Origin of the sequence: Burkholderia pyrrocinia (assembly GCF_001028665.1) — a bacterium.
GTDB lineage: Bacteria > Pseudomonadota > Gammaproteobacteria > Burkholderiales > Burkholderiaceae > Burkholderia > Burkholderia pyrrocinia.
This window is the reverse complement of record NZ_CP011504.1, coordinates 2285616-2310587: the sequence shown is the minus strand read 5'-3', so window position 1 is coordinate 2310587 and position 24972 is coordinate 2285616. Positions and strand designations below refer to the sequence as shown.

Below are 24972 nucleotides of genomic sequence, written 5' to 3'. Positions count from 1 at the left end.
TCACTCCTCCTCGGTGGACGGCCTCGCGCCCGGCTGCGGCGCGGCCAGGTATGCGCGCAACGCGTCGGCCACCAGCGCGGACAGCGATTGCTCCGTTTCGATGGCGCGATGCTTGACCTGCCGGATCAGGCCGAGCGGCAGGTACACGTTGAATTGCTTCACTTCTTCGTCGGTCATGGAAGCTAGTATGCTAGTAATCTAGCAAAAATCAAGTACGGGTGATGGCGATGGATCGCGTGATCGGGCGCGGCCCGTGTGCGGGCCGCCTTCGAATACCGTGCGTTCGGGTTACTTCGCGGCGCGCGCCGCCAGCCGCGCAAACAGCGCGTCGAGATCGAATCCGGCCGTATCGATGCCGATCGTGTCGCGCAGGCACGCGCCCCACTCCGCTGCGTCGTCGAACGTGACGGTGCGCCCGGCCCCCGCCGCGTCGCGCAACGTCAGTGCGGTGTTGAGCAGCGCCGCGCGGCCGTCCGGCAGCACGCGACACGCGATCAGGTCGTTCACGAAGATCGATTCGGGATACGTCGACGTGAACCAGTTCGCGGCGTCGTAATCGATCCATTCGGCCGGTTTCAGCGAGAAACGGTACGTGGTCTGCCAGCCGTCGGGGATCTCGAACTGCATGTCGAATTCGCCGTCGACCGGCGCGTCGACCACGCGAAACGCGCCGTGCGGCGTCAGTTGCCGCTCGCCCGGCACGAAGCGCAGCGGCGCGGTCAGCGTCGCGCTGCCGAAGCCGATGTCCGCGAGCCAGGCCGCGCCGTCGAGATCGATGCGCAGCAGCATGTGGGTCTGCGCGGTGACGATCTCGGGCGGCCGCATCCAGCGTACGCGCGCGATCAGCGGCGTCACGCGAAAACCGATCGTCGTGAGCGCGGTGTAGAACAGCTTGTTGAGTTCGAAGCAGTAGCCGCCGCGGCGGCGCCCGATCACCTTGTCGACGATGGCGGGAAGGTCGAGCGCGACGCGCGCGCCGGTCAGCGGATTGAGGTTTTCGAACGGAATCGCCTGCGGGTGCAGCAGATGCAGGCGGCGCAGCACGTCGAGCGTCGGCTCGGCCGGGCCGTCGTAGCCGATGCGGGAGAAATAGCGCGAGAGGTCGAACGAGTCAGTCATGAACCTGCACCGATAAAAGGGACACGCCACGATAGCATCGTGCGAAATCCCCATGTTGTGCAGGGCGATTGTCCGTCGTCGCGCGCGATGCCGGCACCGCACCGCGCGCGGCCCCGCGCAACGTTACGGCAGCAGCTTCAGCGCCGACGACGCGACCGACGGCACCGAAATGCCCTGGCTCGTCGCGAACTGCACGGCCTGGCTGAGCGTCGCCGCGAGCGACTGCAACTGGCCCGGCGCGCTTTGCGCGATATACGACGCGGCCTGCATGTTCTGCGGATTCAGGCCCGACTGCAGCAGCGAAGCGGCGCTCGTCGAACCGAGATTGCCGAGCCCCGACTGCAGTTGCGAATACTGCGTGAGCCCCTGGCCGAGCGACGCGAGGCCGTTGCTGAACGCCTGCTTGTCGATCGGGCCGTGCGAGGCGCCGCCGCTCGCGAATGCCTGGCCGAGCGCCTGCGACACCGACTGCTGCGCGCCGCCCATCTGCGACAGCGCGGCCGGCGTCAGCGCATTGCCGCCGGCCAGTTGACCCGCGGCCTGCTGCGCCTGCCCGGCCGCGCCGGTGAGCCCCATCGCCGACGCGAGCGACGACTGGCCGGACAGCACCTGCTGGTTCGCACCGACATACGCCTGCAGCAACTGCGCGACGCCGCCCTGCGCGGGTGCCGCCTGCTGCTGGCCGCCGCCGAGCAGCGACGCGCCGAGCGACTGCAAGTCGAGCTGCGCGTGCGCGGCGCCGCTCACCAGGATGCCGAATGCGATGCCTGCCGAGGCCAGGTGCCTGCCCGTCGCGCGAATGTGCTTCATGTGTTTTCCCTCGTGCCGGAATGATTGAGGCCGATATTGTCGAAGCGCGTCGCGCGCCGCCGCAACGACTGAAACACATCGAAACGAAATCGCGCCGCGCGGCCGCTTGCAATTCCGCGAACGACGGGCCCTGTCGAGCGGATTCGTCCGCGGTTGCTGCGCGATATCGGGCGTGTGCCGGAATTCGTTCTCCGGTGGCATCAATGCAGGCGGGTTTCGGGCTTTGCGAGCGGTACCGCAAACGCATCGCGGACAGGAAACGCGTTCGTCGCCGGTGTGCCGGGTGCCGGGTGCCGACAAACATCCCGTTCAGAGATCGAAGCAAAACGGACAGCTCGCCGCCGCCCGTTTCGTCACCCCGCTACCGGCTGCCGGCCGGCCGCGACCTTACGCAGCCATCCACGCCGGCAGCCGCTGGCCGACCCAGTCGGCCGCCTGCTCGTAGCCGCGTGCGAGCTGCAACACGGCGAGATCGGCGCGCGGACGCCCGATCAGTTGCATCCCCATCGGCAGCCCCGCGTCGTTGAAGCCGACCGGCACGTTGATCACCGGGCAGCCGGCCAGCGTCCACGGCACGACCGTTTCCATCCAGCGGTGATAGGTGTCCATCGCACGGCCCGCGATCTCCTTAGGCCAGCGCTGGTCGACGTCGAACGGGAACACCTGCGCGGTCGGCGCCGCGATGAAGTCGTAGCGGTCGAAGAAACTCAGCACGGCCTGGTGCCACGCGGTGCGCTCGACGCTCGCGTCGAACACGGCCGCGCCCGGCATCGCAAGCAGCCCTTCGACCTCGTAGATCGCCTCGGGCTTCAGCAGCGCGCGGCGCGCCGGGTCGCGATAGTGCGCGAGCAGCCCACCGCCGGACAGCAGGTGCCGGTGCGCGAGCCACAGGCGCCAGATCCGGTCGGGCGCGAACGCCGGCAGCGCGGCATCGACGTCGCAGCCGATCTCGCGCAGCGTCGCCAGCCCCTGCTCGCACTGCGCGAGCACGCCGGCCTCGGTCGCGAGATAACCGTTCCAGTCGCCGACCCACGCGATGCGCTTGCCGCGCAGGTCCGCGTCGAGCGGTTGCGCGAACACGGCCGGATCTTCCGCGAGCGACAGCGGATCGTTGCGGTCGTAGCCAGCCTGGATCGCGAGCAGTTGCGCGACGTCGCCGACCGTGCGGCCCATCGGACCTTCGATGCCGAGCTGCTGCACGAACACGTCGACGCCCGGCCAGCGCGGCACGCGTCCCTGCGACGGGCGGAAGCCGTAGATGTTGCAGAACGCAGCCGGATTGCGCAGCGAGCCGCCGAAATCGCTGCCGTCCGCCACCGGCAGCATCCGCGACGCGAGCGCCGCCGCCGTGCCGCCGCTGCTGCCGCCCGCGCTCTTCGTCAGGTCGTACGGATTGCGCGTCGCACCATAAACCTCGTTGAACGTGTGCGAACCGAGCCCGAACTCCGGCGTATTGGTCTTGCCGATGAAGATCGCGCCGGCCGCGCGCATCCGCGCGACGCCGACGGAATCGGCCTGCGGCACGTTCTCGCGGAAGATCGGCGAACCGTAGGTCGTCCGCAACCCCTTCGTCATCGCCAGATCCTTCGGCGCCTGCGGCATCCCGTGCATCCAGCCGTGGTACTCGCCGCGCGCCAGCGCGGCATCCTTTTCCGCGGCTTCGGCGAGCAGCGCATCGCGGTCCCGCAGCGCGACGATCGCGTTGACCGCGCCGTTCACGCGCTCGACGTGGTCGAGATAGGCGCGCATCGTCTCGACGCACGAAACCGCCTTGCTGCGGATCGCCGACGCGAGCTCGCCGGCCGACAGGCGCACGATCGGGTCGACGGGGATGGAAGCGGGAGCGAGAAGCTGCGGGGCGCCGTGCGGCATGCGGAGTCTCCTGGAATCGGATTGGAATGGCGGGCCGCGTGGCGGCAGCGGTCGTTCCCGAACCGGCCGGGAGGGGCCGCGCCGCGGCCGATGTTCTACTCTACGCGACGCCGATTCGGCGACCTCCGATATTTTCCGCCGCGATTCATTGCGGATCCGACTAAATCGATGCGACGCGTGCCGGGCAGCCCGCGCCGCCCCGATCGATGAAATCGTTTATGCGCATAAACTTAAATTTCTTATATTTCTAATAGGCGCGACACGAGGCGGCACGCGTTAACGACATTTTTACGCGGCCGCCCGATCTCTTTAGATTGCGCGTTCCGGCCGCGCGCTACGCTGGAAGCATCTCGTTCTCTTGGACATCGTTCATGCTCAAGCTGCTGGTTCCGGTCGGTCACTCGCCCCGCTCGCTTCAGGCGGTTCGCCACGCGACATTCCTGTATCGCGAGCGGTGCGCGTCGGAGATCGTGCTGATCAACGTTCAGGCGCCGCTCGAATCGACGCGGCTCGAGGCCTATCACCCGCTGTCGCGGCTGCGCGCGATCGAGGAGAAGTTCGCGTCCGACGATCTGGCCATGGCCGAGCGGATTCTGCGGGAAGCCGGCGTCAAGTACAGCGTCGTGATGAAGGTCGGCCCGGTGGCCGATACGATCGCGACCGTGGCGGCCGAGACCGGATGCGACGAGATCGTGGTCGTCGCGCCGAGGCACGATCCGCTCCATGCGCTGATGTCGATGTTTCGCCGCAGCGTGATGGGCCGGCTGGTACGGATTTCGAATGTGCCGGTGACGGCCGTGCAATGACAGGAACGATGCGCGGCGGTGCGCCGATGCGTCGACGGTCGGTCGCATGACGGGCCGCAGGCTTGCACCGGCGATGGACGCATGAGCGGCGCAGTGCGTGTACGCGTTGCGCATCGCACGTGTACCGCCCGTCGCGCAACGCTTATTCGATGACCTTGCGCCAGAACACGAAATAGGCGGCCGCCGAAGACGCAACCAGCAGGATTGCCCACATCGGAGCGAGACTGATCAGCACGGAAGAGACGTTCAACATTTGGATTCCTCACTATTTCGACAGCGATGTTCAACACGCACCTGCTTGCCGGAACCGATGCATTCATCCGTCATCGCGCTCCGTCAAATCATGCATTCATGCTATCGCTTTGAGCGGCAGCGCGACCGTCCCCGCCTGCCCGTAACCTGACATTCGTCAAACTCGCGCGAATCACGCGCCTGTCGTGCCGAAACCCGTCGCGCGATTACCGCGCTGCGGGCCAATCCTCGTCTGCCTGCCGCCGGCCTGAAGTCCCCCTTCCTTTTGCACGCGAAACACGAAAAACGGGACAGGATCACGCAGCCCCGCCACCGATTCAGCAGACGTTTACCGGGGGAACCCCCAAGTGCTTCGCCGAACGTGTCCGCGTTACGCTTGAGCGACGAGGAGACGAACCGTGAGACGAGCCGTACATATCGCTGTTTTCGCGCTGCTGGCATATCTCATTGCCGATCGCGCGATCCTGCATGCGCAGGGCCGCGACGCCAGCCCGCTTGCATGCGAACAGGGTGCCGCGCAGGTGAAGGCCGACGCGCTCGGCCGCGGCTTCGGCGAAGCAGCCGCCAGCAGCCAGCGCGAGGCGTTCATGTCGGGTTGCCTGGTGACCGGGCGAGGCAATCAGGACGTCGCGATGGCGAACCGTTGACGCGAATCCGGTGACGTTCCGGTCGCGTTCAAGTCCGAACGCCTGGACCGAAGCCACGAGCGCCCACGTCAGTTCCCGCGGTTTATCGTCATTTTCCCGATCGCCGTTCCGACGGAGGCCACGGTCCGGACGCCGTTCGCGCTGAACGTCTGCTCGCGGTCCGTATCGTTGCCGGGGAGACGCATCGGCATCTGCGCCATCAGGCCATCCTTGCCGTAATAACCAAACCAGTGGACCAGCCGGCCGATGTAGCACGCGCCGCCGACATGAACCGGCATGTCGCCGACGATCTCGTATGCGTCGTGGTTCATGTACTCGCTGCGATCGTCGCCTTGCACCGAAGGCGGAACCGGACACAGCAGCGGGTCGAAACCGGCATCTCGTGCAGTACTGTCGCTCACATCGCGCAGCGCCCGTTTGATTTCCGATACAGTGGCTTGCCCGATATCATCGGGCCGTCGCGTCGAGACGCCGCTTCATCTACAACGACAGCCAATCAAAAGATGAGTCACCCCAACACCGATTTGATCCAGCGCTTTTACACGGCCTTCCAGCAGCGCGACATCGACGCGATGCTCGCCTGCTATGCCGACGACATCGTCTTCAGCGATCCCGCGTTCGGCGAATTGCGCGGCGAACTCGCGCGCGACATGTGGCGCATGCTGGTGGCGCGCGCGCAGGAATTTTCGCTGACGTTCGGCGAGGTCGACGCCGACGAACAGACCGGGCGCGCCCAGTGGGTCGCGCACTACAGGTTCACGACTACCGGCCGCATGGTCGTCAACCGGATCGACGCACGTTTCCGGTTCCGCGACGGGCTCATCGCCGAGCATCGCGACACTTTCGACCTGTGGCGCTGGGCGCGTCAGGCGCTTGGGCTGAAGGGCGCCCTGCTCGGCTGGACGCCGTTCGTGCAACGCGCGATCCGCGCGCAGGCGCGGAAGAATCTCGACGCGTATCGGGCGAAGCGGAGATAGGACACGCGCCGCTATTGCCTCATCGTGGCGTTGATGAGGTCGGAATGCCGTCCGGGCTCGTAAGACGGCACCGGCAATGCAAGCATTCAGCGGCTTCGGGGGTGCGAGCCGGCGAGCCCGACGCGCCCTATGCCATAGCGATAACTCGCGACCGCGATTTCGTTGTTCGGACAAGTCGCCGGCATGACACCGCCGGAGCCCGCCTTGGCGACAGGGAGCATCGCGCCGTCCTGGAAGTCGATCCAGCGCTTGTCGCCGCATCATACGGCCGGCGTCACCGCGTCCGCGATACCGTGAATCGTTGAACCCTTGGTCTCGATCCCGGAATCGAGACCAAGGGCTTCCTTGGCCGGGCACATGCCGTCGTCCGGCGCGGCCTCGCACGGTCCGCCTCTGTTCCACATCACGAAAGCCAGCCCCGACAGGGTCGATCCACCGTCCGCCGACGACCCCAAACCGCAGCCGGGCAACCCGCCCCAAATCGCCTCGCTCCCAGCCGACAACCGCAAGAACCACGCGGAATACCCTGCCCGCAAAGGCGCTCAGGCCAACCGCCGGCGCACGCCTGGAAAGGCCAACGCCCCCGTGCGACCACGCTCCCCCGCGTCTTGCGCCGCAACTCTTATATAAGACATAAGACATTTGACGTTCCAGAGCATTGAGATTAGAATCCCGCTCAAAGCAGTGCCTGGAACAGCCTCGGAGTGCCGGAAAGGCCTTCCCCTCAAACGCCATATCAGCAGGTCTCCCCATGCTTGAAAACTTTCGTGCTCACGTGGCCGCCCGCGCCGCGCTCGGTATTCCTCCCCTGCCGCTGACGGCTCAGCAAACCGCCGAACTGGTGGAATTGCTGACGAACCCGCCCGCCGGCGAAGAGCAGACGCTGGTCGAACTGATCACCTACCGCGTGCCCGCCGGCGTCGACGAAGCCGCCCGCGTGAAAGCCGGCTTCCTGGCCGCCGTGGCCAAGGGCGAGACCGCCTGCCCGCTGATCTCGCGCGAGCGCGCCACCGAACTGCTCGGCACGATGCTGGGCGGCTACAACATCCAGCCGCTGATCGAACTGCTGTCCGACGACGCAGTCGCGGCCGTCGCCGCCGACGCGCTGAAGAAAACCCTGCTGATGTTCGACCAGTTCCATGACGTGAAGGAACTCGCCGACAAGGGCAACACGCACGCGAAGGCCGTGCTGCAAAGCTGGGCCGACGCCGAATGGTTCACCAGCCGTCCGGAAGTGCCGCAAAGCCTGACCGTCACCGTCTTCAAGGTGACGGGCGAAACCAACACCGACGACCTGTCGCCGGCGCCGGACGCCACCACCCGCCCGGACATCCCGATGCACGCGCTGGCGATGCTGAAGAACGCGCGCCCGGGCATCACGCCGGAAGAAGACGGCAAGCGCGGCCCGGTCAAGTTCATCGAATCGCTGAAGGAAAAGGGCCACCTGGTCGCGTACGTGGGCGACGTGGTCGGCACCGGCTCCTCGCGCAAGTCGGCTACCAACTCGGTGCTGTGGTTCACCGGCGAAGACATCCCGTTCGTGCCGAACAAGCGCTTCGGCGGCGTGTGCCTCGGCGGCAAGATCGCGCCGATCTTCTACAACACGATGGAAGACGCAGGCGCACTGCCGATCGAACTCGACGTGTCGCAGATGGAAATGGGCGACGTGGTCGAACTGCGCCCGTATGACGGCAAGGCGCTGAAGAACGGCGAAGTGATCGCCGAATTCCAGGTCAAGTCCGACGTGCTGTTCGACGAAGTGCGCGCCGGCGGCCGCATTCCGCTGATCATCGGCCGCGGCCTGACCGCGAAGGCACGCGAAGCGCTGGGCCTCGCGCCGTCGACGCTGTTCCGCCTGCCGCACCAGCCGGCCGACAGCGGCAAGGGCTTCTCGCTCGCGCAGAAGATGGTCGGCCGCGCATGCGGTCTGCCGGAAGGCCAGGGCGTCCGCCCGGGCACGTACTGCGAACCGAAGATGACCTCGGTCGGCTCGCAGGACACCACGGGCCCGATGACCCGCGACGAACTGAAGGATCTCGCGTGCCTCGGCTTCTCGGCCGACCTCGTGATGCAGTCGTTCTGCCACACCGCCGCTTATCCGAAGCCGGTCGACGTGAAGACGCACCAGACGCTGCCGAACTTCATCAGCACGCGCGGCGGTATCGCTCTGCGTCCGGGCGACGGCGTGATCCACTCGTGGCTGAACCGCATGCTGCTGCCCGACACCGTCGGCACCGGCGGCGATTCGCATACGCGCTTCCCGATCGGCATCAGCTTCCCGGCAGGCTCGGGCCTGGTCGCATTCGCGGCCGCCACCGGCACGATGCCGCTGGACATGCCGGAATCGGTGCTGGTCCGCTTCAAGGGCAAGATGCAGCCGGGCGTCACGCTGCGCGACCTCGTCAACGCGATTCCGCTGTACGCGATCAAGCAAGGCATGCTGACGGTCGCGAAGCAAGGCAAGAAGAACATCTTCTCGGGCCGCATTCTCGAAATCGAAGGCCTGCCCGACCTGAAGGTCGAGCAAGCGTTCGAGCTGTCGGATGCGTCCGCCGAGCGTTCGGCCGCCGGTTGCACGGTGCACCTGAACAAGGAACCGATCATCGAATACCTGAACAGCAACGTCACGCTGCTGAAGTGGATGATCGCGCAGGGCTACCAGGATCCGCGCAGCCTGCAGCGCCGCATCGCGGCGATGGAGCAATGGCTGGCCGACCCGCAACTGCTGTCGCCGGATGCCGACGCCGACTACGCGGCCGTCATCGAGATCGACCTCGCCGACATCCACGAGCCGATCGTCGCGTGCCCGAACGACCCGGACGACGTGAAGACGCTGTCCGACGTGGCTGGTGCGAAGATCGACGAAGTGTTCATCGGCTCGTGCATGACCAACATCGGCCACTTCCGTGCGGCGTCGAAGCTGCTGGAAGGCAAGCGCGACATCCCGGTCAAGCTGTGGGTCGCCCCGCCGACCAAGATGGACCAGAAGCAGTTGACCGAAGAAGGTCACTACGGCGTGTTCGGCACGGCCGGTGCGCGTACGGAAATGCCGGGCTGCTCGCTGTGCATGGGTAACCAGGCACAGGTGCGCGAAGGCGCGACGGTCATGTCGACGTCGACCCGCAACTTCCCGAACCGTCTCGGCAAGAACACGAACGTGTACCTCGGCTCGGCGGAACTGGCGGCAATCTGCTCGCGTCTGGGCAAGATCCCGACCAAGGACGAGTACATGGCCGACATGGGCGTGCTCAGCGCCAACGGCGACAAGATCTACAAGTACATGAACTTCGACCAGATCGAAGACTTCAAGGAAGTGGCCGACACCGTGCAGCTGTAAGCACGCTGCCGGACTGCGGCGGGTTGTTGCCGCCGCAGCGCCACGCAATGGCGCCGCAGGCTGAATGCCTGCGGCGCCATTTTTTTATGCGGCTCTCATCAGCGCCGCTTCGCGACACTCACACGGCATCGCCGCCCGGCTCGCGACGGATCACCAGTTCGTTGAAGCCGGTACCCGCGTCAGGTTCGCGAGAGAAACGATGCGCGGGGAGCAGCGCGAGCAGGATCTCGGCGGTCGTGCGCACCACGCAACCGCTCGCCACATGGCCGCCCGACACGCGGCCGCCCGCGTCGGATACGGACATGTGCAGGTGTGCGCCGTCCGGCGAGACCGAGCCGGCCAGCGTCAGGATTTCGAGGTCGCCGCGCAGTTCGGTCGGCAGGTCGGCGCCGGCAAAACGCAACTGCGCGACGCTCAGGCTGCCGATGCCCTGGATCACGAACGCCGCGTGCGCGCCGTGCTGACGCAACGCTTCCTCGATGGATCCGCGCAGATCGTCGCCGGGGGACAGACGCAGAGGATGGGTTTGCATGATCGAGAACCCGCTGGTGGATCGTGTGTCGACAAAGAGTACGTTCGACCCGTGAATCCGGCAAGTCACCCCACCCTCACGAAAACTGCGCGCCCGCGTTCCGCACCGCCTGCCCGCCCGCGAGCGCCCTCGTCGGCGTCGCTTCGTTGTTCCGCCCGGATGGGCCGGTTGAAGCGGACGCGTTCGCGATCGTTCCTGCCGCGAAGTGATCCGCCCCGGCCGCATCACGCGCGGCGATCGCTCGCCAGCAATCCGTACAACGCGCTGTCAGACACTTCGTCGCCGACGATCCAGCGTTCGCGCAGCAGCCCTTCCCGCGCGAAGCCCAGCCGTTCGAGCAGCCGCGCCGACGCAACATTGCGCGGATCGATATCGGCCTCGAGCCGGTTCAGGCGTAGCGTGCCGAACGCATGATCGATCACGGCCGACGCCGCTTCGCGCATGTATCCGCCGCTCCAGTACTTGCGCTGCAGGCTGAAGCCGATCTCGGCACGGCGGCACTGCTCGTGCGCATGGAACAGCACGCATTCGCCCAGCGCTTCGCCGGATTCCCGCGATTCGAGTACGCACACGAAATCCTGTCCGCTGGCGGATGTCTTCAGGTTGCGCGCGACGCGCTCCGCTGCCTGCTCGATGTGCGTCATCGGCTCAAACGAGAAATAGCGCATCGCTTCCGCATCCGACCAGATCTCGAAGAAGGCCTGCGCGTCTGCGTCGCGCAACGGCCGCAGGACGAGGCGGGATGTATTCAGCGTGACAGGTTCGAACAGGGGCATGGCGACGGTCGGACGAAACACGGGATCGTGAATTAGACCATGCAAGCCATACGCCAACAATTGCATGCGTCCGCACTGCCCGACGACGCAACCGGATCGCCCCAAACAAAATGGCCCGGACATTGCCCGGGCCACTCTTTTCACCTCATCCGTCACCGCCGGCCGCGCTTACGCTTCAAGCGCCTCGAGCACCTTCCCCTTCGTCTCGATCCCGACGAAGTGCACGGTCACCGCCGCGATCAGCGGCACGACGCCGATCAGGTAAAACGCCGGCGCGAGGTTCCCGCCGATGATCGCGTGCGGCACGACCATCGGCGCGACGAACGACGCGATCTTCAGCCATGCGCTGCCGAGCCCGCAGCCCGACGCGCGGATGCTGGTCGGATACTGTTCCGGCGTGTAGACGTACGCGGTAATGAACCCCGATGCCATCAACCCGAGCGACAGCGAGCAGAAGACCGCGACGACATACACCGACGATGCGTGACAGATGCCGGCGAACGCCAGCGACAGCGCGCACAGCACGAACGACCACACGATCACCGGCTTCCGGCCGAGCTTGTCGACGAGCAGCGCCGACGCCAGCGACCCGAACACGCCCATCACCGAACCGATCACCGCGAGGTTCAGCGCGAGCTGCAGCGGCGCGTGATAGAAGTTCTTGTAGATCGTCGGCAGCCACGTCGACAGCCCGTACTGGATGAAACCGCAGGTCGCCCACAGTGTCGCCACCGCGAGCGTGCGCTTGCGATACGCGGCGCTGAACAGGTCGCTCATCTTGCGCTTCGGATGCTGGCGCACCATCTCGTCGAACGCGGCCGCCTGCGTAACCGGCGGCAGCTCGCCGCGCACCGACGCTTCGAACACGCCGACCGCGCGCCCGGCTTCCGCGAGCCGTCCGCGCGATGCGAGCCAGCGCGGCGATTCCGGCACGAGGCGCGTGAGCACGAACGACAGGATCAGCGGCAGCCCGCCGACGAAGTACATGATCTCCCAGCCGAACCGCGGCACCAGCCACGCACCGAGCGCCATCGACACGAGCAGGCCGATCGGGAACACGATCTCGTACAGCAGCACGAAGCGGCCGCGGCCATGCGCGCGCGTGATCTCGTTGATGTATGTCGCGGCGACCGGCAGCTCACCGCCGAGCCCGAGCCCCTGCAGGATCCGCAGCAGCACGAACACCTCGAAAGTCGGCGCGAAGCCGCATGCGATGCTCGTGACGCCGATCACGGCCGAGCTCCACGCGATCGCCTTCACGCGGCCGTGCTTCTCGGCCAGCGCGGGAAACAGGAATGCGCCGATCAGCTGGCCGATCGCGCCGGACGCGATCAGCATGCCGACCTGCGTCGGCGACAGCCCCCATTTGTGAATCAGCAGCGGCAGCGTCGCCGCGATCGTGATCACGTCGAAGCCGTCGAAGAACGTCGCGGTGCCGATCAGCACGCGCGCGCGGATCTGCATCGCGTTGCCCGGAAGCCGCTCGAGCCGCGCGATGATCGCGCCGGGCGTGGAAGCGGCAGCTTCCATCGTGGCGCGACCGGCCACGACGTTGTCGAAAGTGCTCATGCGGGGTGTCTCCTGGATCTTTCGCTGGTCAGGCAAGCGCTTTGGTCGTGTCTGCCAGGGCTTCCGTATCCACTGCCCGGCCCTGGTTCATCCACTTGCGCGCGAGCTTCAGCTCGCGTGCGTTGTTCACGGCGATGACACCTCTCACATGCCCGTCGCCAACGAAAAACAGCGTCGCGCGGCGCGCGGCGAGTTCGCCGCGCACGACGAGCTGCGCATCGGCCGGCAGATCGCCGAGGATCTGCAGGTTCACGTCGTACTGATCGGACCAGAACCACGGAATCTCCGCGTACGGCGCACGCACGCCGAGTACGGCCTTCGCAGCCGCGATCGCCTGGTTCTGCGCGTTGGCCCACGATTCGAGCCGCACGCGCCGCTTCAGCCAGCCGTTGTGATGGTTCGCGACGTCGCCGCACGCGAAGATCGCCGGGTCGCTCGTCGCGCCGAATTCGTCGACGACGATGCCGTCGTCGACGGCCAGCCCCGCATCGTTCGCAAGCGATGCGTTCAGCGCGAGGCCGATGCCGGCCACCGCGAAATCGGCGTCGATCGTCGTGCCGTCGGCGAGCGTCGCGCGTACCTTCGATACGTCGTCCGGCTGCGCGTCGAGCGATGCGAGCGCCGCCCCCAGACGCACGTCGACGCCGTTCGAGCGATGCAGGTCGAGCAGGAAATCCGACACGATCTGCGGCACCGATCGGCCGCACAGCCGCGGCGCGCCTTCGACCACGACCGCCTCGACGCCGAGCTTGCGCGCGGTCGCCGCGACTTCGAGGCCGATCCAGCCGCCGCCGATCACGAGCACGCGTTGGCTGGCACGCAGCTTCTCGCCGAGCGCGGCCGCTTCGTCGAGCGTACGCAGGTAGTGCAGGTTCGGCGTCTTCACGATCGTGTCGGGCAGGCGGCGCGACGTGCCGCCGGTCGCAATCACGAGCCGGTCGTATTCGATCTCGCGGCCACTGGCGGTCGTCACCACGCGGCGCGCGCGATCGATCGCTGCGGCGCGTTCCGGCTGCCACGCCTCGACATTCAATGCGTCGAATTCGTCGGGACGCACGACGCGCACGGTTTCGATATCGGCGTCGCCGGCCAGCACGGCCTTCGACAGCGGCGGGCGCTCGTACGGCAGATGCGGCTCGTCGGCGATCATCACGAGGCGGCCCGTGTAACCTTCCGCGCGCAACGTCTTCAGCACCCAGCCGGCGGCCTGGCCGCCGCCGATCACGACGACCGTGCCGGGTGCGGGCTGCGCCTGTGTGTTCGCTTCGGTCATGATTTGCGCTCCGTCATGAACTTGCCTTCCGGCGCCTTCGCGTTCTTCTGCCGGCGCGTGTTGCCGTCGAGGCCGCCGTCGACGGCCCACTCGGCGAACACGGTCGGGCCCGGTTCGAATTCGCGCGGCGTCCATTCGGGCGTCAGGACGTCCTCATCCGCGTAGTATTCGATCAGCCCGCCGGCCGGATTCTGGAAGTACCAGAAGTACGCGGACGACACGGGATGGCGGCCCGGGCCGAGTTGCGTTTCCCAGCCGCAGCGGTCGATATGCATGCCGCCGCCGAACACTTCATGGATGTCGCGCACGGTGAACGCGACGTGGTTCAGGCCGCGCTTGCCGTTCGGCAGCGCGAGCAGGAACAGGTCGTGGTGACCGCCGTGCGGCGCGCAGCGCATGAACGCGCCGCGGCCCGGGTAGCGATCGGACGTCTCGAAGCCGAGCAGCTCGTGATAGAACTTTTCCTGTGCGTCGAGGCAGTTCGTGAAGAACACGACATGCCCGACCTCGACCGGCTCCGCGCGTGCATAGATCGGGCTCGGCTGGTCGACGCGCAGCGTCTGGCCCCACACGTTCGACGGCGAGCCCGTGATGTCGAGTTCGCGCTTGCGCGTGACCTCGACACGGATCGCCATCCCGTTCGGGTCGGTGCAGCCGAGCGCATCCTTCCGTGCGTAAAAGCCGGGCTGGCCGGCGAGCTTGCCGCGCAGCGCGTCGAGTTCCTGCTGCGTCGCGACGCCCCACGTGACTTCACGCAGCGTCGGGCCGGCCTCGAACGCGGGCGGCAGCGCCGGATCGTCAGCCTTGACGGCCAGCACGGTGCAGCCGTTCAACGTCTCGAAGCGTGCTTGCATGTCGTCGTGCGCGACCTCCTTCAGCCCCCAGTCGGCGAAAAAGCGCCGGCAGGTCGCGAGATCGTCGACGCCATACGTGATCTGCTCGATTCCCAAAATGCTCATTGCGTCATTCCCCTTCGCTCAGTTCGCCCACGGCAGCGGCGCGTCGTTCAAACCCCAGTAGAGGCTCTTCTGCTGCATGTACTCGCGGATGCCGAGACGCCCCTTCTCGCGCCCCATCCCGCTCTCCTTCCAGCCGGAGAACGGCGTGGAGATCGAGAACAGCTTGTACGTATTGATCCAGACGGTGCCCGTCTCAAGCGCGCGCGCGATGCGCCAGGCACGCTTGTAGTCGCGCGTCCAGATGCCGGCCGCAAGGCCGAACACGCTGTCGTTCGCCTGCGCGATCAGCGACGCTTCGTCGTCGAACGGCATCGCGACGAGCACGGGCCCGAAGATTTCTTCCTGGCAGATGCGTGCGCTGTTCGGCAAGCCTTCGAGAATCGTCGGCTGATAGAAGAAGCCGTTCTCGCGCCCGTCGCCCGACGGCCGCTCGCCGCCGCACAGCAACCGGCCGCCTTCTTCCAGGCCCAGTGCGACGTAACGCTCCACCGATTCGCGGTGTTTCGCGGTAATCAGCGGCCCCATCTGCGTATCCAGCCGCGTCGGGTCGCCCACGCGCAGCTTGCGTGCGCCCGCGACCAGGCGCTTCATGAATTCGTCGTACACCGCGCGCTGCACGAACAGCCGCGAACCCGCGATGCACGCTTCGCCCGACGAGCTGAAAATGCCGTACAGCACGCCGTTCACTGCATGATCGAGATCGGCGTCGTCGCACACGATCGTCGGCGACTTGCCGCCGAGTTCGAGCGACACGGGCATCAGCTTCTCGGCCGCGATGCGCGCGATGCCGCGGCCCACTTCGGTGCCGCCCGTGAACGAAACCTTCTTCACCAGCGGATGGCGCACGAGCACGTCGCCGATCACCGAGCCCTTGCCCGGCAGCACGCTCAGCACGCCCTTCGGCACGCCGGCTTCCTCGCAGATGCGCGCGAGCGCCAGCGACACGAGCGGCGTGACCTCGGCAGGCTTGAGCACCACCGCGTTGCCGCCGGCGAGTGCCGGTGCGAGCTTCTGCGCATCGGACGCGATCGGCGAGTTCCACGGCGTAATCGCCGCGATCACGCCGATCGGCTCGTACACGCTCATCGTCAGGTAGTCGCCGCGCGAAGGCGTCAGTTCCTCGTCGAGCGTTTCGAGGCACGCCGCGAAATAGCGGAACGTATTCGCGGCGCTCGCCACCAGCACGCGCGTCTCGCCGATCGGCTTGCCGTTGTCGCGACGCTGCAGGTTCGCGAGCGCTTCGTGGCGTTGCATGATCAGATCCGCGATGCGGTAAAGCACCTGCGCGCGCTGGTGCGGCTTCAGCCCGGCCCAGTCGGCGCGGCGCCATGCGGCGTCGGCGGCTTCGACGGCTTCGGCCGCGTCTTCCGCGTTCGCCGTCGACACTTCCATGTTCACCGACTGGTCGGCCGGATAGATGCTGGCGTAGGGCGCGCCACGGCCGCGCCGCCACTCGCCGCCGATCAGGATGTTGCCGTCGGGTACCAGGCTCGTATCGAAAGGTGTCATGTCACAAGTTCCACAAATCTGTCTCTGCGCACCCGCCCTCGCCGTGGCGCGGACGGACGTTCAATAGTCCGAATCTCTCGAAGCGCCGCTCAGATCACGCAGCGGGACGCGCGGTTGCGCAGCGCGCGGATCGCGCTGAACGCCGTCAGCGCGGACGTCTTCGGGTTGTCGGGCAGCGGCTTCCCGCTCATTTCCAGCGACATCTCGCCGAATGCGCCGCGCGCGGTGAAGCGGTGCACGTTGCGCGCGACGGCCGGGTCGGCGATCAATCGCACGCGCGTCGCATCGAGGCCGAGGCCGGCGAGTGCGACGGTCGCCGCGACGTTCGCGTTCTTCGGATACAGCCGTGCGGCATCGCGCGCAGTGCCTTCGAAGATCACCTTCTCTTCGGTCATCGCTCGCAGGTCGCACAACTCCTCGGCCGGCGTGCCGAGCCAGCCGAGCGGCGGCTTGCGGCCGACGTACAGCACTTCGTCGAGGCCGCCGTGCTTCGCCGAAGCCAGCGCGTCGATGCCGCCGATCGCGCCGGACAGCAGCGTCAGCGTCGCGTTGCCTTCGTCGGCGGCCTGCGACAGCACATCGAGCAGCGCGAGATCGGACAGCGCGCCGATCGATGCGACCGCGCAATCGGTGCCGGCCTTCAAGAGCGGCACGACGTGATCGACGAGCGCACTGTGGCCCGCGCATTCGAGCGCGAACTCGGGGCGTCGGGCCAGTGCGTCGACCGACGACACGACCTCCACCGCGCCGCCCAGCACGCCCTGCACCTCGGCGCGCTGGTGTTCGGGCACGATCACGTGCGCGATGCGCAGCGACGCATCGTGCTCGACCGCGTGGTACACGGCCGCGCCGATCGCGCCGAAGCCGATCATCGCGACATCGACGGGTGCGTGCGCGTTACGCATACTGGCGCTCCGACGGCGCTTCCTTCTTCACCGGCGGGCCTGCGAACTGCGATGCGAACGAGCCGACCGACAGCATGTCGACCTCGACCATCACCGGCCCTTCCTTCGCGAGCCCGTCGCGCACGATCGCCTCGGCCTGGTCGAGCGACGTGATCCGGTAATGCGTGAGGCCGAAGCTCGCGCAGAACTGCGCGAAATCGGGCTGGTGCAGCTGGACGAAGCAGCGGCGGCCACCGTAGTGCGCGTCCTGGATGTTGCGGATCACGCCGTAGCACTGGTCGTTCATCAGCACGATCATCACGTTCGCGTTTTCCTGCACGGCCGTCACCAGCTCGCCGACGTTGACCATCAGGCCGCCGTCGCCGACGAGGCAGACCGTCTTCGCGGCTGCGCCCGCGAGCGCCGCACCGATGCCCATCTGAATGCCCTGGCCGATGCCGCCGCCGAGCGCATGCACGCCCGCGCGCGGTTCGAAGATCTTCAGCAGGCGGTTGCCCCACGTGCTGTTCGAGATCGTCACGTCGCGCACCCAGTTGTAGTCGCGGCCGACGGCGCCTTGCAGCGTATCGACGAGCTGCTTGTAGGGCCCGAGGCCCTTCGCCACATCGGCGACGGCCTGCTCGCGGGCCGCCGCGAGATCGGACGCGAACTGCGGATCGACCGACAGGCGGCCTTCGAGGCGGTCGGCCAGTTCGGCCAGCACGCGCTTCGAATCGCCGTGCACGAACAACTCGTTGCGATAACCGCGGTTGTCGGCGAGCGCGTCGGCATCGACGCGGAACAGCGGTTGCGGCAGCGCGAGCTTGTACTTCAGCGTCTCGTTGCCGCGCAGGCGCGAGCCGACCACGACGAGTGCGTCGCAGGTCTTGTAGAACGCTTCGACGGACGCGTGCACGTTGAACGCGCCGAGCGTCGCCGGATGATCCTCGGGCAGCACGCCGCGGCCCTGCACGCTCGTCACCACGCCGAAGCCGAGCTTCACGAGGCGTTCGACTTCCTCGCGGGCGTGGCGCGCGCCGCCGCCGAGCCACAGCAGCGGGCGGCGCTTGGCCGCGAGCGCGTCGGCGAGCTTCGCGACGCGTGCGGCGTCGTGCTCGCGCACCGTGATGTGCGCCGGCGCGAGATCTTCCGGCCATTCGATTTCGGCGGCCTGGATGTCGATCGGAATCTCGACCGACACGGGGCCCGTCGGCGCGGTCTGCGCGATGCGCACGGCTTCGCGGATCGTCGGCAACACGGTTTCGACCGTGCGCACGCGGAACGCGGCCTTCGAGATCGCGTCCAGCATCGTCAACTGGTCGGGCGCTTCGTGGATGTACGCGAGATCCTGGTCGAGGTACGGCGTCTCGATCTGCCCCGTGATGTGCAGCATCGCGGTGCCGGCCGTCAGCGCCTCGACCATCGCGCCGGCTGCGTTACCGGCTGCCGTGCCCGTGCTCGTGAACGCGACGCCGAGGCCGCCCGACACGCGGGCCAGGCCATCGGCCATGTTCACCGCGCCCGCTTCGCCGCGCGCGCCGACATAGCGGATGTTGCCGCGCGAGTGGATCGCGTCGAGGATCGGCATGTTGTGGATCGAGATGACACCGAATGCGGTTTTCACGCCGCACTGCTCGAGAAAGGCGGCAATCAGCTCGCCAACCGTGGTTTTTTTAGACATGGCGTGCAAACCCTCCAGAAACGTCGATATGGCTGCCCGTCGTATAGGACGACAGATGCGTTGCGAGATAAAAAAGTGCCCAGGCGGCCTCGTCGGGCTTGCCGAAGCGATTCAGCGGAATGTTCTTCTTGCGCGCGAGCGCGCCCGTCCAGTCCTCCCAGCTTTCGCCGGCTTGCGCCTGCGCTTCGTAGCGGCGGCGCCACTGGCCCGACTCGACGATGCCGATCAGGATCGAGTTCACGCGGATACGCTGCGGCGCGAGTTCGGTCGCGAGCGACTTCACGAGGCTCAGCACACCTGCCCGCGCCGACGACGTCGCGACCATGTGCGGCTCGGGCTGCAGCGCGAGCAGCGAGTTCACGCAGGTGATCGTCGGCGCCTGCGCGTCGCGCAGCAGCGGCAGGAACGCGCGCGTCGGGCGGATGATGCTGAAGTACTTCAGTTCGAGCTCTTCGCGCCACGCGTCGTCGGTCGTGTCGGCGAAGGTCGACACGCGGCCATGGCCTGCGTTGTTCACCAGCATGTCGGCACGGCCCAAGCGTGCGGACACCGCTTGCGCGAACGCGGCCACGTCGGCTTCGTCGAGCACGTTGCAGCGCTCGGCGAGCAGTTGCGCGCCCGGATATTTTTCGCCGAGCATCGCGGCAGCGCGTGCGAGGCGGTCGCTGTCGCGGCCGCAAATCGCGACCGATGCGCCGGCCTGCAGGAACCGTTCGGCCGTCGCTAGGCCGATGCCGGACGAACCGCCCGTCACCACCGCAACCTGCCCGGTCAGATCGATCTGAATCATCGGAGTCCTAACGCCTTAAGAAACGTGTGCTCGTCATCCGAGCGGTAATTGAGCCGCCGCGACAGTTCCGCCGCCGCGCGCTGCACCTTGTCGATCAACCCGTCCGCGATCAGCGCCGCGTCGATCTCCGGCCGCGGCACCGTCACCGTGATGCACGCGACGATCCTCTGCGTCTCGTTGCGCACGGGCGCCGTGACCACCGAGATGCCGCGTTCGAACGACGAATTGCTGACGCCATAGCCGCGCAGCGCATCCTCGCGGATCACTTCGTACAACGCATCGACCGTCTCCGGCGTCGCGCTCGTCATCCGGTTCAGCGTGCCTTCCGGATACAGCGAGCGCAGCTCCTTCAGCGACAGGTCGCCCATCAGCACGTGGCCGTGCGTCGTTGCATACGCGGGCAAGCGGGTGCCGACGTTCACGCGGATCGAGCTGAACACCGGCGACTGGCTCTGCGCCTTCGCGACGAACACGACGTCGCGGCCGTCGCGAATCACGATGTGCGTCGTGAAGCCGGTCGCGTCGCGCAGGCTCTCGATCACCGGCAGGCCGAGATCGGTCAGCTCCAGCGAGCTCAGGTATTCGAAGCCGAGCCGCAGCACGGCGATGCCGAGCCTGTAGTTGCGATCCTTGTCCGCACGCTCGAGGAAGCCGAGCGATTCGAGCGTCTGCAGCAGACGGAACACCGTCGTGCGCGGAATGCCGAGCCGTTTCGACAACTCGGGCGCGCCGAGCACGGGCTCGCGCGGCGAGAATTCGGCGAGAATCCGCAGCCCGCGTTCGAGGCCCGGCACCACGTAGCTGGCTTCGGCCTTCCCGTTTTCGGGTTCTTGTTGCAGCGGTTCGCTCATGATGCCTCCCGCCGGGCCGCCCCAAGGGAGGCATCCGCCCCCTCGGGGGGCAGCGAACGATAGTGAGCGTGGGGGTCGCTCATACCAGACCCCACTGCGTATCGCACTGACGGCAGAACGTTTCGATCAGTGCGGAATAAACGGACGGCGCTTCCACGTATCCGGCATGACCGGCTTGCGGAATCACCTGCAACCCGACGTGCGCGGCCGCGGCGATCCGCTCGCATGCGGCGGGCGGCGTAATTGCGTCGTTCGCGCCGACGGCCACGGCCGTGCGGCCGCGAAAACCGGCGAGATCGGTCGCGAGATCGGCGTTCGCGAGCAGATGCGTGGCCTGCGCATAGCCGGCCGGCACGATGCGCGCCATGTTCCAGCGCACCCACGCGCGCGCATCCTCGCTCGCGAAACCGGACAGCATGTTGCCGCTGCGCTGCTCGGCGAGCCCGGCCGGGCCGAGTTCCGCGAGCATCGCGAGCCGCGCGTCGCGGCGCGATTCGCGCGTTTCGGCGGGCGCGCTGCCGTAGCCGCCCGCGGGCGACACCAGCAGCAGGCCGGCGATCCGCGCGGGCATCACGCGGGCGAGACCGCCCGCGACGATCGCGCCGAGCGAATGCCCGACCAGCACGCAGCGCTCGATGCCGAGTGCCTCGAGCCACGCGTTCAACGACGCCGCGTAATCGGCGGCGGCCGGCGACGCGCCGTGCACGGGCGTCGACGCGCCATAACCGGGCGCATCCCACGCGAGCACGCGCCGCGATGCGCCGAGCGCGTCGAGCTGGCGCACCCACGATGCGGCGCCCGAGCCGATCCCGTGCAGCAGCACGACCGGCAGCGCGCGGCCCGCATGCTGCGCGCCGGCCTCGCGATAACCGATCGTGCCCGCCGCGCCGGCCGCGCAACGCTGCTCGGGAAACTGCCCGAGCAGCGCGGCGAACGCCGCGGTGCGGTCGCGTTCACGTTTGTCGATGACACTCATTGCTTCACCTGCCCCGTCTCAACGCTTGATCTTCGCGAGCGGCGAATCGGGCGGATAGGTCGGCGTGATCGGCTTCGACGAACCCAGCATCACGCACATCAGCGCGTCTTCCTCGCCGATGTTGATTTCCGTGCGATACACGCCCGGCGGCACCGAGATCAGGTCGCGCTCGCCGAGGATCGCTTCCCACGTCTCGCCGTCGCGCTCGCAGATCACCTTCATCTTGCCGCGCAGCACGAAGAAGATTTCTTCCACGTCGATATGGATGTGGCTCGGGCCGATGTTGCCGGCCGGGATGACCATCGTCGAGAACGTGAAGTTGCCGGCCGGCACCGTGTTGACGTCCTTCGCGACGCCCGTGCCGCCGGTGCCGACATAGCGCATCTGCGCACGGCGGTACTTCGGGTCGTAGTCGGCCTGGAACTTCAGTGCGTCCCAGTCGTAGCGACGCGTCGCGTAGCGCGCCACGCGCCCTTCCATCCAGTCGTTGAAGCTTGCGCCTTCCGGCTGGTCCCACGACTTGCGTTCGAGATCGGCGTCCGCCATCGTCAACTCCTTCATCAAGGGTGAAAACATCAATTCATTACGAAGCCGCCGTTCACCGGCAGCAGCTGGCCCGTCACGAAGCGCGCGCCGTCCGACAGCAGGAACAGCACGGGGCCCGTCACGTCGTCGGCCACCTGCGCGCGCGTCAGTGCGCGGCCCTGCATGTAGAACGCATGGCGCTCGGCCGGCACGTAGGCGGTCGCCTCGACTTCGGTCAACCCCGGCGCGATCGCGTTGACCGTCACGCCGTGCACGCCGAATTCCCGCGCCTGCGCATGCGTCATCGCGATCACCGCGCCCTTGCTCGCGACGTACGCGAGCAGCTTCGGCGCGCCCCACAGCGCGGTGTCCGATGCGAGGTTCACGATCGCGCCGCGGCCCGACTTCGCGAGGTGCGGCAGCGCCGCATTGCTGACGAGCCACACGCCGCGCACGTTGACGTTCATCACGGCGTCCCACGTCGCGACGTCGAGCTCCGTCGACAGCTTGCCGCCCGAGTTCGTGATCGCCGCGTTGTTGATCAGCGCGTCGATGCCGCCGAGCGCCGCCGCGCCCTGCGCGACGAATGCGTCGACGCTCGCCGGATCGGCCAGGTCGAGCGCGAAGAAATGCGCAACATGGCCGGCTTCCGACAGTTGCGCGGCAAGCGCACGGCCTTCGTCGGCCAGCACATCGCCGAACGCGACCTGCGCGCCCGCGGCGACGAGCGCCTTCACGAACGCCGCGCCGAGACCGCGCGCGCCGCCGGTGACGAGCACGCGGCGCCCCGCGAGCGGCACGACCGGTGCGAACTCAGCCATTCGCGGGCTCCGCAGCAGCTTGCGCCGCACGATGCGCGTCGAGCGCGGACAGGTGTTCCTGCGCACGCTGGCGCAGCATCCGGCGCACGCGCGTGATGCCGACGTCGTGCTGGTACAGGTATTCGTGATCGCGCGCCTGCGGCGCGAGGCTTTCGAGGACGTAGCGGTCCTGCTCGAGCACGTCCCAGTGCAGCCCTTCGAGGCGGTTGCGGTACATGAAGCGCCACACGTCGCGCTGCCAGCCGCTGACCTTGCGCGTGCGCCAGAAGTAGACCTGGCAGTTGTCGCCGTCGACCGGCGTCGCGAAGCCGATGATCCCGAAGTTGCCGCCCGGGCCGAACTTCTGCTTGTACGGAATCGCGAGGCGCATCCACAGGCAGCCGGTTTCGCCGAGTTCGACCCAGTCGAAGTTCACGTCGCGCTGGCCGATCTTCTCGAACATCAGGCCCGTTTCCGTCTTGCGCACGCGCATGTCGGCCTGCTTGTCGCCTTCGGCCATCGAGTGCGACGTCGCATGCAGGTACGCGCCGTGCATCGGGTCCATCACGTTGTCGATCGCGTACTGGTAATTGCACTTCCAGTTCGACACGCACAGGAAGTGGCCGTACTCGTCGGCGACCAGTTCCTCGGGCAGGTTCAGCGGCGCCGGCTCGCCGTGCGCTTCGTCGCCGAACCACAGGAAGATCGCGCCGGCCTTCTCTTCGACCGGATAGGACTTCACGCACTTCGTGCCTTCGAGCGGACAGTTCGACACGGCCGGCACGCGGTTGACCGTGCCGCCGCCGTCGACTTCGATGCCGTGATACCAGCACGCGATGCTGCCGCCGAGGTTCCAGCCGAGCGACAGGCGCGCGCCGCGGTGCGGGCAGCGATCCTCGAGTGCGTGGACCTTGCCCTCGTGATCGCGCCACAGCACGATCTGCTCGGACAGGCGCGTCAGGCCGACGGGGGCGTTCGACACCTGCCAGCTCGGTGCGACGGGATACCAGTAGTTCTTGATGCCGCGGTCGAGATAGTCACGGACCGGGTCGTGTTGGGAAGCGTGTTGTGCGGGGGACGTCATCAGTGTGCTCCGGATACGGTTGTCGTCGGGTCGGCGGATCGCGCGCTCGGCGCGGTCATTCCGCGAGCGCGGCCATTTCGGCGCGGAAGCGCTCCGGTGTCCACGGCGTGCCGTCCGGTGCGCGGAAGCCGATGCGGTTCAGGCCCGCGACGACGTCGTCCAGTTCGGTCGCGCCGGCCTCGAACACGCGTTCGAGCGCATCGCCGAGATCGTTCTCGTACTGGGTCGGCTCGGCCTTGCGGTTCTGCCAGATCCGGTTCTCGACCTGGCCGGGGATCTCGATCTGCCCCTTGCCGGCGACGTTGTTCGGCTGCGGCGCCACCCACGGCTTCAGGAAGGGATTGAAGTTCACGGTCGCTTCTTTCATGTCATTCCACCTTGATCTGGATTTCCTCGCCGGCGAGGCGCACCGCGTACTGCTTCAGCGCGCGTCCGCCCGGACCCTTCAGGCATTCGCCCGTCCTGATGTCGAACACGGCCTCGTGCAGCGGGCATTCGACCGTGCCTTCGTCGACGAACCCCTGCGTCAGCAGCGCGTACGCATGCGGGCACACGTTCTCGAGCGCATACACGTCGTCGCCGACGCGGTAGATCCCGATTTCGACGCCGTCGGTCCGCTTGAACTCGATCGGCGTGTCTTCCGACAGCGCGCCGGCGTGTCCGGCGCAAATCCATTGTTCAGACATCTCACACCCTTCCTTCTGATCGACTCTCGGTTTGTTCCTTGTTTGTTCCATATTAGGAACATCAGTTTATGGATGGTGATTATAGGAGCGACTTTCCACGAGTAAAACAAAAAGCTGCATGCCCTAGGGAAAACACTGACCGGTGGGTCGGCGATCGTCTCCGTCTACCCTATCAAATGTAATTTTTTGTTTGATAGCAGGGAGTTATGCCCTTTTTGCGGGCTTCGCGCACCGCTGCCACTCGTCGTGTCGGAACC

25 protein-coding genes are annotated in these 24972 nt (G+C 67.0%); 4 read left to right on the top strand and 21 right to left on the bottom strand.

Features of this window, described 5'->3' with window-relative positions:
• From ABD05_RS26505 to ABD05_RS26490, 4 genes are all read right to left on the bottom strand, one after another.
• Window positions 1-177: a ribbon-helix-helix protein, CopG family gene (locus ABD05_RS26505; RefSeq protein ID WP_047902950.1), complete on the bottom strand. Its 177-nt coding sequence runs from the start codon at window positions 175-177 to the stop codon at window positions 1-3.
• Between the two features lie 111 nt (window positions 178-288).
• Entirely contained in the window at window positions 289-1119 is an 831-nt protein-coding gene (locus tag ABD05_RS26500) for an arylamine N-acetyltransferase family protein (RefSeq protein WP_047902949.1), read from the bottom strand.
• Window positions 1120-1242: 123 nt separating this feature from the next.
• Window positions 1243-1929 (bottom strand): hypothetical protein, encoded by a 687-nt coding sequence (locus ABD05_RS26495; RefSeq protein WP_047902948.1) that lies wholly within the window; start codon window positions 1927-1929, stop codon window positions 1243-1245.
• A gap of 387 nt (window positions 1930-2316) precedes the next feature.
• On the bottom strand, window positions 2317-3801 hold the full coding sequence (locus tag ABD05_RS26490) for an amidase (RefSeq protein ID WP_047902947.1): 1485 nt from the start codon (window positions 3799-3801) through the stop codon (window positions 2317-2319).
• A gap of 371 nt (window positions 3802-4172) precedes the next feature.
• On the opposite strand from ABD05_RS26490, the gene ABD05_RS26485 reads away from it, so the two are divergent.
• Window positions 4173-4607: a universal stress protein gene (locus tag ABD05_RS26485; RefSeq protein ID WP_047902946.1), complete on the top strand. Its 435-nt coding sequence runs from the start codon at window positions 4173-4175 to the stop codon at window positions 4605-4607.
• Window positions 4608-5257: 650 nt separating this feature from the next.
• Window positions 5258-5506 carry a hypothetical protein gene (locus ABD05_RS26480; RefSeq protein WP_047902945.1) on the top strand — a complete coding sequence of 83 codons (249 nt, stop codon included), beginning with the start codon at window positions 5258-5260 and terminating at the stop codon, window positions 5504-5506.
• A gap of 68 nt (window positions 5507-5574) precedes the next feature.
• Here ABD05_RS26480 and ABD05_RS26475 read toward each other — a convergent pair whose 3' ends face one another.
• Window positions 5575-5817 (bottom strand): hypothetical protein, encoded by a 243-nt coding sequence (locus ABD05_RS26475; protein WP_148669144.1) that lies wholly within the window; start codon window positions 5815-5817, stop codon window positions 5575-5577.
• A gap of 192 nt (window positions 5818-6009) precedes the next feature.
• Here ABD05_RS26475 and ABD05_RS26470 point away from each other — a divergent pair, with 192 nt between their 5' ends.
• Window positions 6010-6483 carry a nuclear transport factor 2 family protein gene (locus ABD05_RS26470; RefSeq protein WP_047902943.1) on the top strand — a complete coding sequence of 158 codons (474 nt, stop codon included), beginning with the start codon at window positions 6010-6012 and terminating at the stop codon, window positions 6481-6483.
• A 751-nt stretch (window positions 6484-7234) separates the two neighbouring features.
• Window positions 7235-9820: a bifunctional aconitate hydratase 2/2-methylisocitrate dehydratase gene (gene acnB / locus ABD05_RS26460; protein WP_047902941.1), complete on the top strand. Its 2586-nt coding sequence runs from the start codon at window positions 7235-7237 to the stop codon at window positions 9818-9820.
• Between the two features lie 118 nt (window positions 9821-9938).
• Here acnB and ABD05_RS26455 read toward each other — a convergent pair whose 3' ends face one another.
• From ABD05_RS26455 to ABD05_RS26380, 16 genes are all read right to left on the bottom strand, one after another.
• Window positions 9939-10352 (bottom strand): PPC domain-containing DNA-binding protein, encoded by a 414-nt coding sequence (locus ABD05_RS26455; RefSeq protein ID WP_047902940.1) that lies wholly within the window; start codon window positions 10350-10352, stop codon window positions 9939-9941.
• A gap of 224 nt (window positions 10353-10576) precedes the next feature.
• Window positions 10577-11128 (bottom strand): GNAT family N-acetyltransferase, encoded by a 552-nt coding sequence (locus ABD05_RS26450; protein WP_047902939.1) that lies wholly within the window; start codon window positions 11126-11128, stop codon window positions 10577-10579.
• Window positions 11129-11296: 168 nt separating this feature from the next.
• Entirely contained in the window at window positions 11297-12697 is a 1401-nt protein-coding gene (locus ABD05_RS26445) for an MFS transporter (RefSeq protein ID WP_047902938.1), read from the bottom strand.
• 28 nt (window positions 12698-12725) lie between these two features.
• Window positions 12726-13970, bottom strand: a complete 1245-nt coding sequence (locus ABD05_RS26440; RefSeq protein WP_047902937.1) for an NAD(P)/FAD-dependent oxidoreductase — start codon at window positions 13968-13970, stop codon at window positions 12726-12728.
• Window positions 13967-14929, bottom strand: a complete 963-nt coding sequence (locus ABD05_RS26435) for a VOC family protein (protein ID WP_047902936.1) — start codon at window positions 14927-14929, stop codon at window positions 13967-13969. Before ABD05_RS26435 ends, ABD05_RS26440 begins: the two co-directional genes overlap by 4 nt.
• Before the next feature lie 18 nt (window positions 14930-14947).
• On the bottom strand, window positions 14948-16438 hold the full coding sequence (locus tag ABD05_RS26430; RefSeq protein ID WP_047902935.1) for an aldehyde dehydrogenase: 1491 nt from the start codon (window positions 16436-16438) through the stop codon (window positions 14948-14950).
• An 89-nt stretch (window positions 16439-16527) separates the two neighbouring features.
• On the bottom strand, window positions 16528-17343 hold the full coding sequence (locus tag ABD05_RS26425; RefSeq protein WP_047902934.1) for an aspartate dehydrogenase: 816 nt from the start codon (window positions 17341-17343) through the stop codon (window positions 16528-16530).
• Window positions 17336-19003, bottom strand: a complete 1668-nt coding sequence (locus ABD05_RS26420; RefSeq protein WP_047902933.1) for a thiamine pyrophosphate-binding protein — start codon at window positions 19001-19003, stop codon at window positions 17336-17338. The genes ABD05_RS26425 and ABD05_RS26420 overlap by 8 nt, the downstream gene beginning before the upstream one ends.
• Entirely contained in the window at window positions 18996-19793 is a 798-nt protein-coding gene (locus ABD05_RS26415; protein ID WP_047902932.1) for an SDR family oxidoreductase, read from the bottom strand. The genes ABD05_RS26420 and ABD05_RS26415 overlap by 8 nt, the downstream gene beginning before the upstream one ends.
• Window positions 19790-20644 carry an IclR family transcriptional regulator gene (locus ABD05_RS26410; protein ID WP_047902931.1) on the bottom strand — a complete coding sequence of 285 codons (855 nt, stop codon included), beginning with the start codon at window positions 20642-20644 and terminating at the stop codon, window positions 19790-19792. The genes ABD05_RS26415 and ABD05_RS26410 overlap by 4 nt, the downstream gene beginning before the upstream one ends.
• A gap of 79 nt (window positions 20645-20723) precedes the next feature.
• Complete coding sequence (locus tag ABD05_RS26405; protein ID WP_047902930.1) at window positions 20724-21620, bottom strand: alpha/beta fold hydrolase; 897 nt, start codon at window positions 21618-21620, stop codon at window positions 20724-20726.
• An 18-nt stretch (window positions 21621-21638) separates the two neighbouring features.
• A complete protein-coding gene (locus ABD05_RS26400) occupies window positions 21639-22166 on the bottom strand; it encodes a cupin domain-containing protein (protein ID WP_006489904.1) in 528 nt (175 codons plus the stop codon).
• A 29-nt stretch (window positions 22167-22195) separates the two neighbouring features.
• Window positions 22196-22966 carry an SDR family oxidoreductase gene (locus ABD05_RS26395; RefSeq protein WP_047902929.1) on the bottom strand — a complete coding sequence of 257 codons (771 nt, stop codon included), beginning with the start codon at window positions 22964-22966 and terminating at the stop codon, window positions 22196-22198.
• Complete coding sequence (locus ABD05_RS26390; RefSeq protein WP_047902928.1) at window positions 22959-24029, bottom strand: aromatic ring-hydroxylating dioxygenase subunit alpha; 1071 nt, start codon at window positions 24027-24029, stop codon at window positions 22959-22961. Before ABD05_RS26390 ends, ABD05_RS26395 begins: the two co-directional genes overlap by 8 nt.
• A gap of 55 nt (window positions 24030-24084) precedes the next feature.
• The gene (locus ABD05_RS26385; protein WP_034180372.1) at window positions 24085-24396 is read right to left on the bottom strand and encodes a recombinase-like helix-turn-helix domain-containing protein; all 312 of its coding nucleotides are present in this window, start codon (window positions 24394-24396) and stop codon (window positions 24085-24087) included.
• 1 nt (window position 24397) lies between these two features.
• Window positions 24398-24715: a non-heme iron oxygenase ferredoxin subunit gene (locus tag ABD05_RS26380; RefSeq protein WP_027789384.1), complete on the bottom strand. Its 318-nt coding sequence runs from the start codon at window positions 24713-24715 to the stop codon at window positions 24398-24400.
• Between the last annotated feature and the right edge of the window lie 257 nt (window positions 24716-24972).

Bases quoted from the DNA above. Each gene is read 5' to 3' on its own strand.
- ABD05_RS26390 (WP_047902928.1), bottom strand. From the start codon at position 24,029: ATGACGTCCCCCGCACAACACGCTTCCCAACACGACCCGGTCCGTGAC.
- ABD05_RS26405 (WP_047902930.1), bottom strand. From the start codon at position 21,620: ATGAGTGTCATCGACAAACGTGAACGCGACCGCACCGCGGCGTTCGCC.
- ABD05_RS26485 (WP_047902946.1), top strand. From the start codon at position 4,173: ATGCTCAAGCTGCTGGTTCCGGTCGGTCACTCGCCCCGCTCGCTTCAG.
- ABD05_RS26440 (WP_047902937.1), bottom strand. From the start codon at position 13,970: ATGACCGAAGCGAACACACAGGCGCAGCCCGCACCCGGCACGGTCGTC.
- ABD05_RS26450 (WP_047902939.1), bottom strand. From the start codon at position 11,128: ATGCCCCTGTTCGAACCTGTCACGCTGAATACATCCCGCCTCGTCCTG.
- ABD05_RS26435 (WP_047902936.1), bottom strand. From the start codon at position 14,929: ATGAGCATTTTGGGAATCGAGCAGATCACGTATGGCGTCGACGATCTC.
- ABD05_RS26475 (WP_148669144.1), bottom strand. From the start codon at position 5,817: ATGAACCACGACGCATACGAGATCGTCGGCGACATGCCGGTTCATGTC.
- ABD05_RS26385 (WP_034180372.1), bottom strand. From the start codon at position 24,396: ATGAAAGAAGCGACCGTGAACTTCAATCCCTTCCTGAAGCCGTGGGTG.
- ABD05_RS26425 (WP_047902934.1), bottom strand. From the start codon at position 17,343: ATGCGTAACGCGCACGCACCCGTCGATGTCGCGATGATCGGCTTCGGC.
- ABD05_RS26445 (WP_047902938.1), bottom strand. From the start codon at position 12,697: ATGAGCACTTTCGACAACGTCGTGGCCGGTCGCGCCACGATGGAAGCT.
- ABD05_RS26400 (WP_006489904.1), bottom strand. From the start codon at position 22,166: ATGGCGGACGCCGATCTCGAACGCAAGTCGTGGGACCAGCCGGAAGGC.
- ABD05_RS26490 (WP_047902947.1), bottom strand. From the start codon at position 3,801: ATGCCGCACGGCGCCCCGCAGCTTCTCGCTCCCGCTTCCATCCCCGTC.
- ABD05_RS26430 (WP_047902935.1), bottom strand. From the start codon at position 16,438: ATGACACCTTTCGATACGAGCCTGGTACCCGACGGCAACATCCTGATC.
- ABD05_RS26470 (WP_047902943.1), top strand. From the start codon at position 6,010: ATGAGTCACCCCAACACCGATTTGATCCAGCGCTTTTACACGGCCTTC.
- ABD05_RS26500 (WP_047902949.1), bottom strand. From the start codon at position 1,119: ATGACTGACTCGTTCGACCTCTCGCGCTATTTCTCCCGCATCGGCTAC.
- ABD05_RS26505 (WP_047902950.1), bottom strand. From the start codon at position 177: ATGACCGACGAAGAAGTGAAGCAATTCAACGTGTACCTGCCGCTCGGC.
- ABD05_RS26395 (WP_047902929.1), bottom strand. From the start codon at position 22,966: ATGGCTGAGTTCGCACCGGTCGTGCCGCTCGCGGGGCGCCGCGTGCTC.
- ABD05_RS26415 (WP_047902932.1), bottom strand. From the start codon at position 19,793: ATGATTCAGATCGATCTGACCGGGCAGGTTGCGGTGGTGACGGGCGGT.
- ABD05_RS26380 (WP_027789384.1), bottom strand. From the start codon at position 24,715: ATGTCTGAACAATGGATTTGCGCCGGACACGCCGGCGCGCTGTCGGAA.
- ABD05_RS26455 (WP_047902940.1), bottom strand. From the start codon at position 10,352: ATGCAAACCCATCCTCTGCGTCTGTCCCCCGGCGACGATCTGCGCGGA.
- ABD05_RS26420 (WP_047902933.1), bottom strand. From the start codon at position 19,003: ATGTCTAAAAAAACCACGGTTGGCGAGCTGATTGCCGCCTTTCTCGAG.
- ABD05_RS26410 (WP_047902931.1), bottom strand. From the start codon at position 20,644: ATGAGCGAACCGCTGCAACAAGAACCCGAAAACGGGAAGGCCGAAGCC.
- acnB (WP_047902941.1), top strand. From the start codon at position 7,235: ATGCTTGAAAACTTTCGTGCTCACGTGGCCGCCCGCGCCGCGCTCGGT.
- ABD05_RS26495 (WP_047902948.1), bottom strand. From the start codon at position 1,929: ATGAAGCACATTCGCGCGACGGGCAGGCACCTGGCCTCGGCAGGCATC.